General features: G+C 31.9%; 12 protein-coding genes and 4 pseudogenes. 8 read left to right on the forward strand and 8 right to left on the reverse strand.

Annotation, left to right across the window (positions count from 1 at the left end; genetic code table 11):
- The first annotated feature begins 68 nt into the window (after positions 1 to 68).
- Positions 69 to 707, forward strand: coding sequence for a YczE/YyaS/YitT family protein (locus tag NLJ82_RS18045; protein ID WP_001241262.1), 639 nt, complete (start codon positions 69 to 71; stop codon positions 705 to 707).
- 91 nt (positions 708 to 798) lie between these two features.
- Here the strand turns inward: NLJ82_RS18045 and NLJ82_RS18050 are convergent, their stop codons facing one another.
- Positions 799 to 1,116: a hypothetical protein gene (locus NLJ82_RS18050; RefSeq protein WP_000809485.1), complete on the reverse strand. Its 318-nt coding sequence runs from the start codon at positions 1,114 to 1,116 to the stop codon at positions 799 to 801.
- Between the two features lie 324 nt (positions 1,117 to 1,440).
- Positions 1,441 to 1,539 (reverse strand): annotated as a pseudogene (locus NLJ82_RS28925) (histidine phosphatase family protein); the annotation flags it as partial.
- A gap of 277 nt (positions 1,540 to 1,816) precedes the next feature.
- Between NLJ82_RS28925 and NLJ82_RS18055 the strand changes: the two are divergent.
- From NLJ82_RS18055 to NLJ82_RS18065, 3 genes are all read left to right on the forward strand, one after another.
- Complete coding sequence (locus NLJ82_RS18055; protein WP_000773573.1) at positions 1,817 to 4,543, forward strand: putative bifunctional diguanylate cyclase/phosphodiesterase; 2,727 nt, start codon at positions 1,817 to 1,819, stop codon at positions 4,541 to 4,543.
- Between the two features lie 145 nt (positions 4,544 to 4,688).
- Positions 4,689 to 5,855 carry a DUF2515 domain-containing protein gene (locus NLJ82_RS18060; RefSeq protein ID WP_001163389.1) on the forward strand — a complete coding sequence of 389 codons (1,167 nt, stop codon included), beginning with the start codon at positions 4,689 to 4,691 and terminating at the stop codon, positions 5,853 to 5,855.
- Positions 5,761 to 6,231, forward strand: a complete 471-nt coding sequence (locus NLJ82_RS18065; RefSeq protein ID WP_014297950.1) for a CBO0543 family protein — start codon at positions 5,761 to 5,763, stop codon at positions 6,229 to 6,231. The genes NLJ82_RS18060 and NLJ82_RS18065 overlap by 95 nt, the downstream gene beginning before the upstream one ends.
- Positions 6,232 to 6,253: 22 nt before the next feature.
- Here NLJ82_RS18065 and NLJ82_RS18070 read toward each other — a convergent pair whose 3' ends face one another.
- The 6 genes and pseudogenes from NLJ82_RS18070 to plcA form a co-directional block, all read right to left on the reverse strand.
- Entirely contained in the window at positions 6,254 to 6,679 is a 426-nt protein-coding gene (locus NLJ82_RS18070; RefSeq protein WP_000214618.1) for a YfmQ family protein, read from the reverse strand.
- Between the two features lie 75 nt (positions 6,680 to 6,754).
- Positions 6,755 to 6,951, reverse strand: a pseudogene (locus tag NLJ82_RS28930) (CidA/LrgA family protein); the annotation flags it as partial.
- A gap of 33 nt (positions 6,952 to 6,984) precedes the next feature.
- Positions 6,985 to 8,418, reverse strand: coding sequence for a MocR-like pyridoxine biosynthesis transcription factor PdxR (gene pdxR, locus NLJ82_RS18080; protein WP_000454973.1), 1,434 nt, complete (start codon positions 8,416 to 8,418; stop codon positions 6,985 to 6,987).
- 186 nt (positions 8,419 to 8,604) lie between these two features.
- Positions 8,605 to 8,796 carry a hypothetical protein gene (locus NLJ82_RS18085; RefSeq protein ID WP_000006450.1) on the reverse strand — a complete coding sequence of 64 codons (192 nt, stop codon included), beginning with the start codon at positions 8,794 to 8,796 and terminating at the stop codon, positions 8,605 to 8,607.
- A gap of 213 nt (positions 8,797 to 9,009) precedes the next feature.
- Positions 9,010 to 9,105, reverse strand: a pseudogene (locus NLJ82_RS18090) (GntR family transcriptional regulator); the annotation flags it as partial.
- A 48-nt stretch (positions 9,106 to 9,153) separates the two neighbouring features.
- The gene (plcA, locus tag NLJ82_RS18095) at positions 9,154 to 10,143 is read right to left on the reverse strand and encodes a phosphatidylinositol diacylglycerol-lyase (RefSeq protein ID WP_000095606.1); all 990 of its coding nucleotides are present in this window, start codon (positions 10,141 to 10,143) and stop codon (positions 9,154 to 9,156) included.
- Positions 10,144 to 10,476: 333 nt separating this feature from the next.
- Here plcA and NLJ82_RS18100 point away from each other — a divergent pair, with 333 nt between their 5' ends.
- The 4 genes and pseudogenes from NLJ82_RS18100 (at position 10,477) to NLJ82_RS18110 (ending at position 14,165) form a co-directional block, all read left to right on the forward strand.
- On the forward strand, positions 10,477 to 11,274 hold the full coding sequence (locus tag NLJ82_RS18100) for a cell wall hydrolase (RefSeq protein WP_000771014.1): 798 nt from the start codon (positions 10,477 to 10,479) through the stop codon (positions 11,272 to 11,274).
- Between the two features lie 310 nt (positions 11,275 to 11,584).
- Positions 11,585 to 11,644, forward strand: coding sequence for a hypothetical protein (locus tag NLJ82_RS28800; RefSeq protein ID WP_350494402.1), 60 nt, complete (start codon positions 11,585 to 11,587; stop codon positions 11,642 to 11,644).
- Positions 11,631 to 11,765, forward strand: a pseudogene (locus NLJ82_RS18105) (NAD(FAD)-utilizing dehydrogenase); the annotation flags it as partial. The gene NLJ82_RS28800 and the pseudogene NLJ82_RS18105, both read left to right, overlap by 14 nt.
- A 480-nt stretch (positions 11,766 to 12,245) precedes the next feature.
- Positions 12,246 to 14,165, forward strand: a complete 1,920-nt coding sequence (locus NLJ82_RS18110) for an LTA synthase family protein (protein ID WP_000791044.1) — start codon at positions 12,246 to 12,248, stop codon at positions 14,163 to 14,165.
- The last annotated feature ends 57 nt before the right edge of the window (positions 14,166 to 14,222 follow it).

A 14,222-nucleotide genomic window follows, 5' to 3' on the forward strand; every position in this document is an offset into this window, starting at 1 on the left:
CGTAAAATTTGTACATTAAAACCCTTACATGTAATATACATAATTATACAATATGGGAGGTTTTAAAAATGAGGCTAACTCTCTTTCGCTATTTTCTTTTTTTCTTAGGGTTAATCTTCTTTGGGCTTGGAAATGCTCTTGCAGTCAAAGTAAAATTTCTCGGTTTACATCCTTGGGAAGTTTTAAATATGGCTCTCTACCAAAGGTTTGGATGGACGATTGGTACGTGGAGTGTCATATGTGGGTTATGTCTCGTTCTCATTTCTTTACTAGTAGATCGAAAATATATAAATGTGGGAACATTTTTAAATGCACTACTTATCGGTCCCATTATGGACTTTTTCTTACAATCAAATATTCTTCCAAACGCTAGTGATTATTTATGGATAAACTTACTCATTTTATTTTCTGGTATTGCCATTACAGGTATCGGTGGAGGTATGTATGTTGCGGCTGGAATTGGTGCTGGACCTCGTGATGGATTCATGCTTACTATTTCCGACAAAACAGGTCTATCTATTAGCCGTGCTCGAATCATTGTAGAATGCATTGTACTAGTTATTGGATTTATGCTAGGGGGTCCTGTTTTTATCGTAACTTTTCTGTATACCTTTATTCAAAGTCCAATCTTTCAGCAATCATTTAAGGTATTTCAAACACTTTTACATACTCTACATAACAAAAAGAAAATTAATGAACATGTTTAAAGTACAATTTAATACAAATAAATTCACCCTATTTACGATTCTCACCGCAAATAGGGTGTTTCTTTTTTATTCCATAATTTAAGAAGATATACTAACCATTCACAATAAAAGTATATACATCGTTATAAATACAACCATTTACCCTAATAACGTACTTCCCGGGTTTACTAAAACGAATTGTGTATTTATTTAGCTGAATTGCTTCTTTATCTCCAGAAAGAATATCAATGCTTCTGCCACTTAATACATATAATTCATTTAGATTCATCGATACATCAATTGCATTGAAATTCTCCTCTTTCACTTGCTGTAATTCCGCAGCGCTTATACTTGGTTCTAAAAACAGTAGTCCACTTAATCCAATCGTCCCCGCTAAAGCAACTCCCGCAAACTTTTTAATTTGTTTCATTACAATGACCTCCTTATAGATTTTGCGTAAAGGTGATGTCCTCCCTTACACCACAAAGCCTATATGTAATGAAATAAAAAGTAAACGAGGACAGTAAGACAAACTTCTACATCTTTTTCTCCTATTGAATATAAATCCAACGTTTGGAGTTTTGTCACATTTAAAATTGTTTACTTAAACCAACTTTCAATTATATTATTCAGAAACTGAATAATTACTTATTGATTTAACATTCTAAAAATAGTTGATAAAAATGCTTTCTATTGAAATAAAAAAGATTTTGCTATAAAAGTAACTTTTACAACAAAATCCATACAACCAACTTTATTCCGCTTTCCATAATCTCTCTACATTCATTAATTGTTCTTCATTAAATTCCATCTTATATATATCTGGTTTTGACGTATTCATTAAAAATTCAAAAAAGCCTTTATCATTTTATATGCAATTTTGCATCTCTACTTTCAAATCACTAAAAAACCTTTACAATTCAAAAGATGACTAAATATACAATTTCTATTTAAAATCTTTATACAGTATATACTATCAAATGCAATATTTTTCATTTTTTAGAGCAATTACACTTTTCAAAACTTCCTTATAAACATGATTTTTATAAGGAAATCTGATACAATTCTTAAATAATATTATTATGTATAGATATTACGAATATAGTGCATAATTAAAGAAGGTGATTTTATTGAAATTAAATAAAAATTTACAGCTATGTATATTAATTGGAACATTAATGTGTTATTCAATCTATTTTATGTTTTTCTATCTGTTCCCCACTCATTTTTCAAATTCGGATGTACGCTTCGCTTCACTTATTGTTGAAGCCATTACATTTGTATCACTCATTTATTCTATATATTCTAAAAAAGTTAGTTCAAATCCGTTTTGGATATGTATCACGATAGCAATTGGTAGTTTTTTATTAGGAAAAATAGTATATACATATCAAGAGAGCTTCTTCAAAATTCCAATACATCGTTTTACTATTTCTGATGTGTTTTATATGCTTTTTCTACTCTTCTGTCTTATCGCTTTCTGCTATAAAATCCTAAAAGAATGCGATAAATGGGAAAAAGCGTTCTTTATTTGTGATATATGCATAGTACTTACTTCCATATTCACATTGGAGTGGTATTTATTTAATCAACCAAATTTAAATATATTCTCTCTGTCACTAGGAGATGTTTTCCTTTCATTTCTATATCCAATTGCAGATTTATTATTTCTTCTACTAGGTGTTAGTCTCTTTTTCCGTCCAACAATTTTTAATTCTAAACGGAAAATTTATATCTTTATTTTTGTATTAATAAGTTCTGCAACTTTTAACTATATTTATTTTTACTTACATAACCATTTATCAACTGAAACGATAACATTATTACGTCTTTTATATAGAATACCTATATTACTTATTGCAATAGCTGGATCTATTTCAGAAGATCATAATAGCCATAAAAATTATTTCATTGTTAACCCTATAATAGGAAAGAAAGCTTTAGTTATATTTCCTTATCTTGCCGTTGCAATACTAATCGGGTTTACGTTAAAAGAACAAACAGCATCTTCCATTCTCATTACGGGAAATTGTATTGCTTTTATTTTCGTACTCATTCGTCATTCTATTGTACGTATGCAAAACAATTCCCTAACCAAACGTTTACAAGTATTCAATGCCCAATTGGAAGAAAAAGTTAGATTACGAACTTCAGATTTAGTTCATAAATCAGAGGCTCTATCTCAAAAGCAACAAAAATTCAAATCATTATATGAATATCATCCTGACCCTATTTTTACAATTGATTTAAATGGCGTATTCTTAAATGTAAATAAAGCTGGAAGTATACTACTCGGTGCACCAACGGATGAGTTACTTGGTGAAACTTGTTTTTCGATTATTTTAGATGAAGACAAATATAAACTAGCATCTGCATTAGAAAAAGTGAAACAACAAGAATCAGCATCCTTACAACTTAGTTCTCAATATAAAGATGGATTTACTTATTCTTTATACGTTACCATCGTCCCTATTATGATAGACGGGCAAATTTCAGGAAGCTATATTATGATGAAAGATATTACTGCGCTAAAAAAACAGCAAGAAGAAATAAAATATTTAGCATTCCATGATACTGTAACGAAAATTGGGAACCGTGCCTTTTTTCATAAGAAATTAAAAAGAATTATAAAAAATGCTAAAACGACAGAAAGCGAGTTTGCATTATTATATTTGGACTTAGATCGCTTTAAAGCAGTTAACGATACACTTGGACATTCGGCAGGAGACTACATATTAGAAGAAGTAGCGAAGCGATTCCAATCCTGTCTTCCATCACATACTCATCTATCAAGAATCGGTGGCGATGAATTTACAATCTTAATTGAAAACTATACTGACGAAGATTCCTTATTCCAGTTATGCAACCAGTTATTTAAATGCATGGAAAAATCGTTTGTCATATATGAACATACATTAACTTTATCAATAAGTATCGGCATCGCTATTTATCCACATTCTGGAATCGATACCGCTACACTTCTGAAAAACGCTAATGTTGCAATGTATGATGCGAAAGCAAAAGAACTTAATTCTGTCTCTATTTATGATGATGTAATTGCAAAAAAAATTGAAAGACGATTACGATTAGAAAAAGATTTACCAAATGCAATTCAAAATGAAGAATTGTTCCTTTTATATCAACCTCAAGTTGATAGCAAATCTAACAAAATTATCGGTGCTGAAGCTTTAATTAGGTGGAATCATCCTGAATTAGGTGTTATTTCTCCATACGAGTTTATTCCGATTGCAGAAGAAACGCTACAAATCATTCCAATAGGAAAATGGACACTACAACAAGCTTGTGAACAAATGAAACGTTGGCACACAAGCGGATATTCACATTTGAAAATAGGTGTAAATTTATCTGCTAAAGAATTTGAACAAGAAGATTTTGTAAAGTCTATTTCTGCTACATTAACAAATACTGGTTTACCAGCAAGTTCTCTCGATCTTGAATTAACAGAGCGAATTGCAATGATGGATGAGCGAGAAACATTAATAAAACTACGTACACTAAAAAGTTTAGGGATTCATATTTCAATCGATGACTTTGGTACAGGCTATTCTTCGCTAGCTTACTTACCTTTATATCCAATCGATACGTTAAAAATCCCACGAGAATTTATTACAATGTCTGAAACATGTGACGATGGAATGGAAATTATTAAAACAATCATCACATTAGCAAATACATTAGGAATGTCAGTTATCGCTGAAGGTGTAGAAACGAAAAAACACGTGAGTTTCCTTCAAAAAAATAATTGTCAATTGATTCAAGGCTACTACTACAGCAAGCCTATTCATGCTGATTCATTTTCTACTCTTCTCAAAAAAGGTGTTCGTTATAACCATTAGCGCAAATACATACAAGAAAAAGGAAGAAGAGCCCGTCTCCTCTTTCTTTTTTTGTGCTTTGCAACTTTTCATTTCCTTCACATATCATTTATGTAAGTAGTTACTAATATATTTATGATAACAGACTTGAATTGGAGGGAATTACATGCAGCACGACAATCCAAATCATAAACTTTACAAAAACATTCCCCTATCCCTCTTCTCAATAAAAAATGAGCTAAAACAAAAATGCACCAACGCAAATAACTTTCTTTACCCCTTTTCGAAAGAAGAAGAAATATTAATACATACAATTAAAGAAAGAACAAAATTATTAAATCAAAATAATGTGACAAGAACTCGCGCTTACTATCAATTTTACAAAAGGTATCCTGAAATACATTGGGCATTACTTGGACATATGGTTTCGCGTAACGGCGGTTGGAACATGACAGATTTAAAGGGGGATTTATATACGAAGTTGTTATCTGAGAAAGATCAATTTACTTTCTTTTCTTTTTTAGAACGGGGGAATTGGCTTATCTTTCAAGATGTGTATCCACAATTTTTGTTATATGAACAGAGTGTAAAAAAATCCAAAAATCTTTTTTATCTCCTCCCTCATCTCAATGTGTCAACATTTATGGAAACGATGTGGAACTTTTTTTGGAAAACCGGAAACAAACAAATATTAGCTATTTCCACTATTATTAATGAACAAAACTACTTAGAAAAAAGAGTAATTCAAAATAAACACTTCAAAAAAAATGTACTAAATAGTATTGGATTCAAACTTTTTGATTTCTTTCAATTTAATCATATCCTCTTCCCTTTCTGCGAAGAAAAGCCTATACAGAAAACAAAATTAATTGGTGATACAATGAAACACTTCACTTCCTTACACGAACGAATTTTGCTCGGAAAAAGATTATATGCACTATTATTTCATGATGAGCATGTTTTAGCTCGTATACTACAATGGGCTGACACTCATCCACACACTGGATCACGAAAAGATTATTGGCCACATTTATTTTCAAGCGTAAATGAATCCTTTTCAAGAGAGTTTTATAAACGAAGAATAAAGAAATGCCAATTAAAAAGTGATGCCTACCGTATATATAGCCCTGCACTTATGTATGCATGGAAAAATATGAAACATGAAGAAGCAGAATATGAAGATTGGTTTAACGACTGGCAAGTCATACATTATTTAACTGATAAGGAGGAAAGGATACATGGACAAATCACAGAAGACTACTGTAAAACACTCGAAAAGATTGAACTGGCCATTCTTGCAAAGAAAAATGTTCTCCTTCGAGAAGAAGAATAACCTTTTCGCATTAGTCGTTACAATCTTACTCTCTTCTATTATCGGCACTTGCTTAGATGCTTTCTTTGTTGCGAAACAAATATATTCCTTTCCGGTTAGACCATTCTCATCCATATTTTCAGTTAACATAGGCTTTACTTTGTTTGTACTACCGATTTTAACAACAATTTTCATACACATTTCAAAAAACCTATCTGTATTTTCTAGGATTCTATTTATTCTTACAATAGGTATTTGTGCTAGCATTTTTGAACAGATTGCTGAAAGATTAGGTTTCTTTACTCATAGTGTAGATTGGAATCATACATACTCTTTATTTGGCTATATGATATTCTTTTTTTTTATTTGGAAAGTATATCATTGCATAAAAAAATAAAGAGATCATTATAGATCTCTTCTTAAGCATAATCTTTAGTTATTACTAATGGTGCACGGGTTTGAAGGCTTTTAGATCGTAAACGATAGGCAACGACTTTCTTCTTATATTGCTTTATTACGTCAACGTGTTCCTCATAGCTGTATAGAGAAAATCTAATCTCTTTATTCCCTTTTTTCGTATCAATGACGATTGGTATTCCTTCCCCGCGCGGTGGAAAATAATGTTTATCTAAAAATAAAGCTTCATTAAATTCATGAATAACTTGTAGTTTCGTTTCTCCCTCTATATTTTTTCCATCTATCGATATAGAGGTATTCTCCTCATCAAGTTTTTGATGTAATTCAAATCTACTAATAATAGATTCTACAACTGAAGTTGGCATACTAGAAACGAGTACTTTAAGGGCACCAAAAATAAATAATGTAACTATAAACCATGTTGTCACTTTCATCATCTCCATTACAATTTAAAATATAAATTTCGTTCCATATGGTATAAATATACTGATGAGTATTCCTGTTACAATCATAGTCACCGAACCGATTGTCGCTTCTTCAAACCACTTTAATGGTAAAATACGAGTGGAAAGGAGCAGAAACAGCATTAACATCCCTATTAAACTTCCTAGCATTGATAAATGGAATACTCCATCCACGTACCAACTAAACTAAATACATACAGCACGCCTACTTGAAGTAAAAGCATCACGTACTTCATTTCTTTCCCTCATTCCAATATTACGCCTCTCTATTATGAAATCTCATTTAACGTTTCAGCAAACCTCGTCATTCCCAGCTGAATTTGTTCGGCATTTACTCTCCCAAAAGTAAAACGAATATATTCACTTTTAGTACCTAAAACACTACCAGGGACAAACGCTACACCATTTCGTATAGATTCACCTAATAAATGATACTCATCAAACGTTCCTTGCACTTTGCACCATAAATGTATTCCACCCTCTGGAACAAAAAATTCAACCTGGTCTCCTAATATTTCTTCAAGCTTTCTAATTAATACATCTCTTCTTTCTTTCAATTGTCTACGAAGCATTGTAATATGCGCATGAAAATCGTCTGATTCTAAAAATTGATTTGCTACCCACTGCGTAAATACACTGTGCCCAAAATCAACTTGCTGCTTCGCATCCGCTAAACGTTCTATTACACGCGTAGGACCAATTACCCAGCCAATACGTAATCCCGATGCAACAATTTTTGATAATGAACTTACATAAAGAACATTCCCGTTTTGATCCATTGATTTTAATGTTGGATTCACTTCTCCATTAAAGGACGTTAAACTATACGGATCATCTTCTACAATCGGTATACCAAATTCAGAAGACAGTTCTAAAATCTTTTTACGTCTTGCTAATGACAGCACAGTTCCCGTTGGATTTTGATAATCTGGATTTAAAAATACCATGCGAATACGATGCTTTTTATGCAAATCAATTAGGTCATCTGGATTCATTCCATGCTGATCAATAGGTAAATGAAATATTTTCAAACCAGCAGATTTAAACATCGGCAATGAGAAACAATACGAAGGGTCCTCAATTGCAATCGCATCACCAGGTTTTAATAAGCACTGAACGATAAGATTAAGTGCTTGTTGTGCTCCAGATGTAATAAGAATAGAATTCGAATCTGCTTCAATTTGTTTATATTGCTGAACATGTGCTACAATTGTTTTTCTCAACATTTCATTTCCAAGTGGATGGTCATAACCGAGGTTTTCCATAAATGTTTTCTCCGACAAGATCGTTCGGAATCTATCACTTGGAATTAATTCTGGTGATAATTCACCACTCGCTAAATTAATTAAGTCGTCTTTTTGCGTTTCCGTTCGAATTTGTTGAACGAGTGGTACGTTAGGTAAGAACGATCCATCCTCAACGTACCTACCCCAGTTCGGTATTCGTTTATGTGACACACCCCATATGTCTGTATTCACCCGTGTTCCGCTTCCTTTTTGCCGTTCTACTACTCCAAGTGATTTTAATTCTTCATATGCAGCAACTATCGTACTCCGGTTCACTTGTAATTCTTTTGCTAACATACGCTCAGAAGGTAACTTGCTATCAGAAGGAAACTCACCCGAAGAAATACCCCTTTCAATATAATCTGCGATTTGTTTATATACAGGCGTCTTATCTGCACGATTTGGTTTCCATTCCATATAGTTGCCTCCTTTCAAAGCTAACTATCCTCAATTTATTACTAACAGTATTTACCGTAAAAATAGTATTAATTAGTCACATTCTCTCATCCTAAAATGGATATATTAAAATAGCTCCGTTTCTGATTACTCGATAGCTTCTGAAATTCCAGCTTCATACTCTCGTTGCAGTTCTGTTACAAACTATCAAATTATTACCGCATACCACGTTACCCCAACAAGTAGTACGAAAAGAAGGATAATATAAATAGTTGATAAGTTTTTCACATTTCTCTTTGTAGACTTGCCGTAATTCTCCTCCACATTCCGTGCAACTAGTACGGTTCCAAACAGTGATCCAATTACAATAATAACGACTAGTGAAATCGCAAAGCTCATAGTACTTTCACCTCTCTAAGGCCAGTCTATTTTTATTAAGAACTTCCTCTTTAAAACGTTAATAACATACTACCTTTCTTCTCTTATCATAATAGATGTTTACAAAAAACGGACCAACCACTTTTATGTTTTTTTGCTCATCCACTTTAAAAATAAAAAGCAACTGAACACTTATGATTAGTTGCTTTTTTGCAGGATTATTTATGCTAATTTTCATTTGAAATTAATTTGATTTAAAACTTTAGCCTCTTCATAATGAAACATCGATTGAGATAACTCAAAAATTGTTCCATTTACAAGATACACTGTTTTTTAATAAGAAGCGACGTATTTTATCGCTTCTTACTCTCATCATCTTTAATCTCTTATTAATGATTTATTCGCTCTTATAACTTCTTGATACAGCAATGGTGACCACTTTTCATTTATGTAGTCTTGAATGATCCAACCTACTCTTGTAGGACTCTTTTGTTTTATATAGTTTGCAATTTCAGGATTTATGTAAGAGGCGTAGTAATATGGACTATTCCATGCTGTACCACCAGAAGACAAGCTTGCAAAATTAATATATAGATGATGTAAGTCCTCACTATTATTCATCGTTTCATTGATCGTATCTTTAATAGATTTTACTTTCTCATCATAACCCACTTTATATTTATCTTGTACCGTTACATTTACGTTGTGATTTACAGTTGTCGTAAACGTCTCATTATCTGGCCAATAAAAATTATTATATCCTCCAGATTCATTACTACCGCCATATCTTTTTAGTAGTACAATTTTCCCACGAGCATCTCCAAGTTTTATATTTCCTTCTGTTTTTAAAAAGATAGGATCAACAAAATAATTTTTTTCAAACGTATTACTAAAGGAACCTTCTGCTCCTTTCATATCCTCATACTCTTTTTTTAAAGACATAATAATTGTTTCACTCGGGTTATCTTTTAAAAATTGTTTCGCTTCATTTATGAATTCATGCAGTGTTACATAAAGATATAATGGCCCATGATGAAGAACTATCGTATTATCATCTGTTAAGCGTCCTCTTATATCAAAAATGCGAGCTCCATGATCCATTTGATAGCGAAAATCATACTCTTGCGTCATTCCCCATACTTGCTTAATCGGATTTTGCAACTTAAACGTTCCACTATCATGTGTTCCTGGAATTGAAATTCGTGCTAATGGGATATTATCAGGTATAGGTTGCATCCACTTTGACCAATTTTCAAACTCATTAACAGAGCTAGCCGCAACTACTTGCTCATCATGTAAAGCAAATACAAATGTGATAAATATCGTACTACATATAAATAATTTCAAAATAAATTTCTTACTGCTCATTATCATTCCTCCTTTTTCTGTTTTATATCAAACTTATTGAATATAATATAATCTGGTGAGTAAAAAATAAATAACATTTCATAAATATGAAATATTACATAGAAGTAAAGTTAAAAAATCATTCACATATCCTAAATTAGAAAAATTTAAAGGAACTTCAATGTATTTTTATATGCAATATTTCATATTCGGACTCTACACTAAATAAATAAGAAACTTATAATGATTATTTATTTTATATGTGCTAATATACTTACATTAAAATATTATATGTAGACATTTTAAGCTACATTACTTAACCGTTTTACCTTATTTTTCCTAGGAGGATTTACAATGAAATTATTAAAAATAAAACATATAATCCCTTTATCTGCGGCTGCAATTACATTCGTATGTAGTCAAAGTACAGCTGAGGCTTCTACCATTCATACAGTAAAAAAGAATGATACACTTTGGGGCATTAGTAAACGATACGACGTTTCAATACAATCCATTAAACAGGCTAACCATAAAGGAAACGATCAAACTTTCATTGGCGAACAGTTACATATTCCAGGTTCCGTCAACTCAAATGAAATCACTGTTCACCAAAACGCCAAACCTGCGAACATTTCTGAGCAAATTATTTATCAAGTACAACCGGGAGATTCATTGGAAACGATAGCAAAGCGTTACAATGTTACCGTTCAATCTATAAAACAAATTAACAATACAGTCGGAAACAAGCTCTATGCAGGACAACATTTGAAAATCAACTCAAGCATTTCAGAAAAAGAAAAAGACTTAATGGCACGCTTAGTTACCGCTGAAGCAGGTGGAGAATCGTATAAAGGAAAAGTAGCAGTAGCGAAAGTTATACTAAACCGTGTAAACGCAAAAGGTTTTCCAAATACAATAACAGGCGTTATTTATGAACCTATTAAATACGGATATGCATTTACTCCTGTTACAGATGGAAGAATTAATCAGCCTGCAAGCGCAGAAGCAAAAATGGCTGTAGAAGAGGCTATCTCCACAAATGGAATACATTCTGATTGGCTTTATTTCTATAACCCGAAAACATCAACAGACAAGTGGATTACGACACGTCAAACAGTAGCAGTAATTGGTAACCACGTCTTCGCTAAATAACATTTAAAATCATTAACAGACCTCTTCACTTAAAAGGTCTGTTTTTTTGTATGTAAGAATTTATTTATCATGTGATATAGTGGGCTTTGAAAACTAATTCTTCTTGTAAATAAAGACACTTGTATTTACTTCATCACTCTAAGAAATTAAAAAAGCGTCAAGTTCAAAAACTCCCCTTTATTAATAAAATTTATTTCTTACCTTCATAAAATTGTTATACACTAGAAAAATAAAAAACAAACTATTCGTTAGCAGGTGAAAGAATATGTATGATGTTACAATTATCGGCGCTGGAGTAAGTAGCATTTTTATGGCTTATTTACTAGTTAAAAGTAACAAAAAGGTTTTAATTGTGGATAAAACTCAATAATCATTTTGAAACGAGTATACATGGACTATTTTTAGTTGGGGATTGTTCAGGCGTCACTCATTCATTATCTCAAGCTGCTGCAAGTGGGTTATATGTTGGAAAATATTTATCTGACATCTAATTGCATAATTAAGATACCAATCAAATATTTTAAGTTTCACAACGTTTTATTTATGTAGTAATAGCATAAATCACTATCCTCCCTCCGCTAACGATTATCCCACAAGGAATCGAGATTTCATGAGATACATATGTAATATAAACGTGTATATATAACTATTGACATTCAATTCTAACAAATTGAATGTCAATAGTTTTACAAGCCTCTATTCAGTTCCACCTTCATTTGTTCGATATTTTGTAACATCATCATAGTGTTTAATATGTTAGGATGTCTATAAGTATTTTTTACTACAACTATGACTTTTTCTGCCTGTTCTAAAAAATAGATTGGCGCTTGAAAATTCCTCATTGTACGTATGTGAATACTTTATATTTTTACCTTTAGAAACCATTAGCTAATTGATTCATTACACTCTAATAGTTATAAAAATATAATATATAACACAAGTTAAACAAATTATATAAAGAAGGAGTAAAAATGAAAAATAAAATCAATTTACAAATGCAAAATATAAGCTTTGTTTTAATAATTGCTTTAGCAGTATGGTTAAAAACATATCTTATTACAAGATTCAGTTTTGATTTAAAAATTGAGTCTTCTACACAAGAGCTGATTTTATTTATTAGCCCTCTCGCTGCTTCATTAGCTTTTGTCGGATGCGCATTATTTGCAACCGGTGAAAAGCGAAATTATATCGCGCTATGTATTAATTTCTTATTAACAATTGTACTTGTTGGGAATGTAATGTTCTATGATTTTTATAGTGATTTCGTTACGTTACCAGTACTTGGACAAACATCAAACTTTGGCCAATTAGGCGGTAGTATTATAGAAATATTGAACTACAAAATTATACTCGCATTCGCAGACATTATTTTCTTCTTTATTTTATTAAAGAAGAAGGCACTAGTCTTCCAAACGGGGCGCGTAACTCATTCGGCACGCTTGTTATATTTTCTCTTAACGATTGGTGTATTTTTTGCAAATCTACATCTTGCAGAAAAAGAGCGACCTGAATTACTAACGAGATCATTCGACCGAGTCATGCTTGTTAAAAATTTAGGACTATACACGCATCAAGTATATGATTTAACACTACAAGTAAAAGCAGGATCACAAAAGGCACTTGCTGATAGTAGTAAATTACAAGAAACAGAAAACTACGTGAAGGCAAACGAAAGTCAGCCGAATCCTAACATGTTTGGTGTAGCGAAAGGAAAAAACGTAATTGTTGTTACTCTTGAATCCTTACAAACCTTTTTAATAGGCGCAACAGTTAACGGACAAGAAGTTACACCATTTTTGAATGAATTCATAAATGAAAGCTATTACTTTGATAACTTTTTCCACCAAACTGGGCAAGGAAAAACATCCGATTCTGAATTTCTAATTGATACGTCGTTATATCCATTAAATCGAGGAGCTGTATTCTTCACACACGGTAACAATGATTATACTGCGACTCCAGAAATTTTACGTCAGCAAGGTTATTTCACTTCTGTATTCCATGCGAATAACGCAACATTTTGGAATCGTAATATCATGTACTCTGCTCTCGGTTATGATCGTTACTATAATGAACTTGATTACAAAATTACGCCCGAAACTAATTTAAATTGGGGATTAAAAGATATCGAATACTTCGATCAATCAGTAGATATATTAAAAACTGTTGATCAACCATTTTATGCTCGTTTCCTTACTTTAACGAACCATTATCCATTTACGTATGATGAAGATACAAAATTCATTGAACCATATAACTCTGGTAATGGCGTATTTGATCGTTATATCGTAACAGCACGTTACTTAGACGAATCAATTAAAAAATTTATTGAGCGTTTAAAAGCCGAGGGAATGTATGATGATTCTATTATTGTATTATACGGTGATCATTATGGCATTTCTGAAAAACATAATCGTGCAATGGCACAGTTTTTAGAAAAAGATCAAATAACAGAATTTGATACTTTAAATTTACAACGTACACCTTTATATATTCATGTCCCTGGACAAACAGAAGGTCAAACGATTTCAAAGCCTACGGGACAAATCGATATGAAACCTACTATTCTCAATTTATTAGGGATTGATACTACGAACGATATTCGTTTTGGTCATGATATGTTTTCAGATGAATATACCGGTTTTGTTGTTTTACGTGATGGTAGCTTCATTACAGACAAATATGCATACAAAAACAACACTTTCTATGACCGCATAACAGGTGAAATTGTAGATTTACCAAAAAAAGAAGCTCAAGCACTCATTAACCGTGCACAAAATGAATTACGAATGTCTGACAAAATTATTGAAGGAGATTTACTACGTTTCTCAGAAAGTAATAAAATTAAAACTGGCGAAGTACAAACTAAAATTAAAGAAACTGAAAAATAATGTGAATATGCAAAGGGAGCAACTCATTACAGTTGCTCCCTTTTACTCTCTTATAAC

The organism is Bacillus paranthracis (genome assembly GCF_024296885.1).
Lineage (GTDB): Bacteria > Bacillota > Bacilli > Bacillales > Bacillaceae_G > Bacillus_A > Bacillus_A paranthracis.

Excerpts from the sequence above, each read along its gene's own strand:
- NLJ82_RS18045 (WP_001241262.1), top strand. The coding sequence starts at position 69 with ATGAGGCTAACTCTCTTTCGCTATTTTCTTTTTTTCTTAGGGTTAATC.
- NLJ82_RS18050 (WP_000809485.1), bottom strand. The coding sequence starts at position 1,116 with ATGAAACAAATTAAAAAGTTTGCGGGAGTTGCTTTAGCGGGGACGATT.
- NLJ82_RS18060 (WP_001163389.1), top strand. The coding sequence starts at position 4,689 with ATGCAGCACGACAATCCAAATCATAAACTTTACAAAAACATTCCCCTA.
- NLJ82_RS18065 (WP_014297950.1), top strand. The coding sequence starts at position 5,761 with ATGGACAAATCACAGAAGACTACTGTAAAACACTCGAAAAGATTGAAC.
- pdxR (WP_000454973.1), bottom strand. The coding sequence starts at position 8,418 with ATGGAATGGAAACCAAATCGTGCAGATAAGACGCCTGTATATAAACAA.
- NLJ82_RS18085 (WP_000006450.1), bottom strand. The coding sequence starts at position 8,796 with ATGAGCTTTGCGATTTCACTAGTCGTTATTATTGTAATTGGATCACTG.
- plcA (WP_000095606.1), bottom strand. The coding sequence starts at position 10,143 with ATGAGCAGTAAGAAATTTATTTTGAAATTATTTATATGTAGTACGATA.
- NLJ82_RS18100 (WP_000771014.1), top strand. The coding sequence starts at position 10,477 with ATGAAATTATTAAAAATAAAACATATAATCCCTTTATCTGCGGCTGCA.
- NLJ82_RS18110 (WP_000791044.1), top strand. The coding sequence starts at position 12,246 with ATGAAAAATAAAATCAATTTACAAATGCAAAATATAAGCTTTGTTTTA.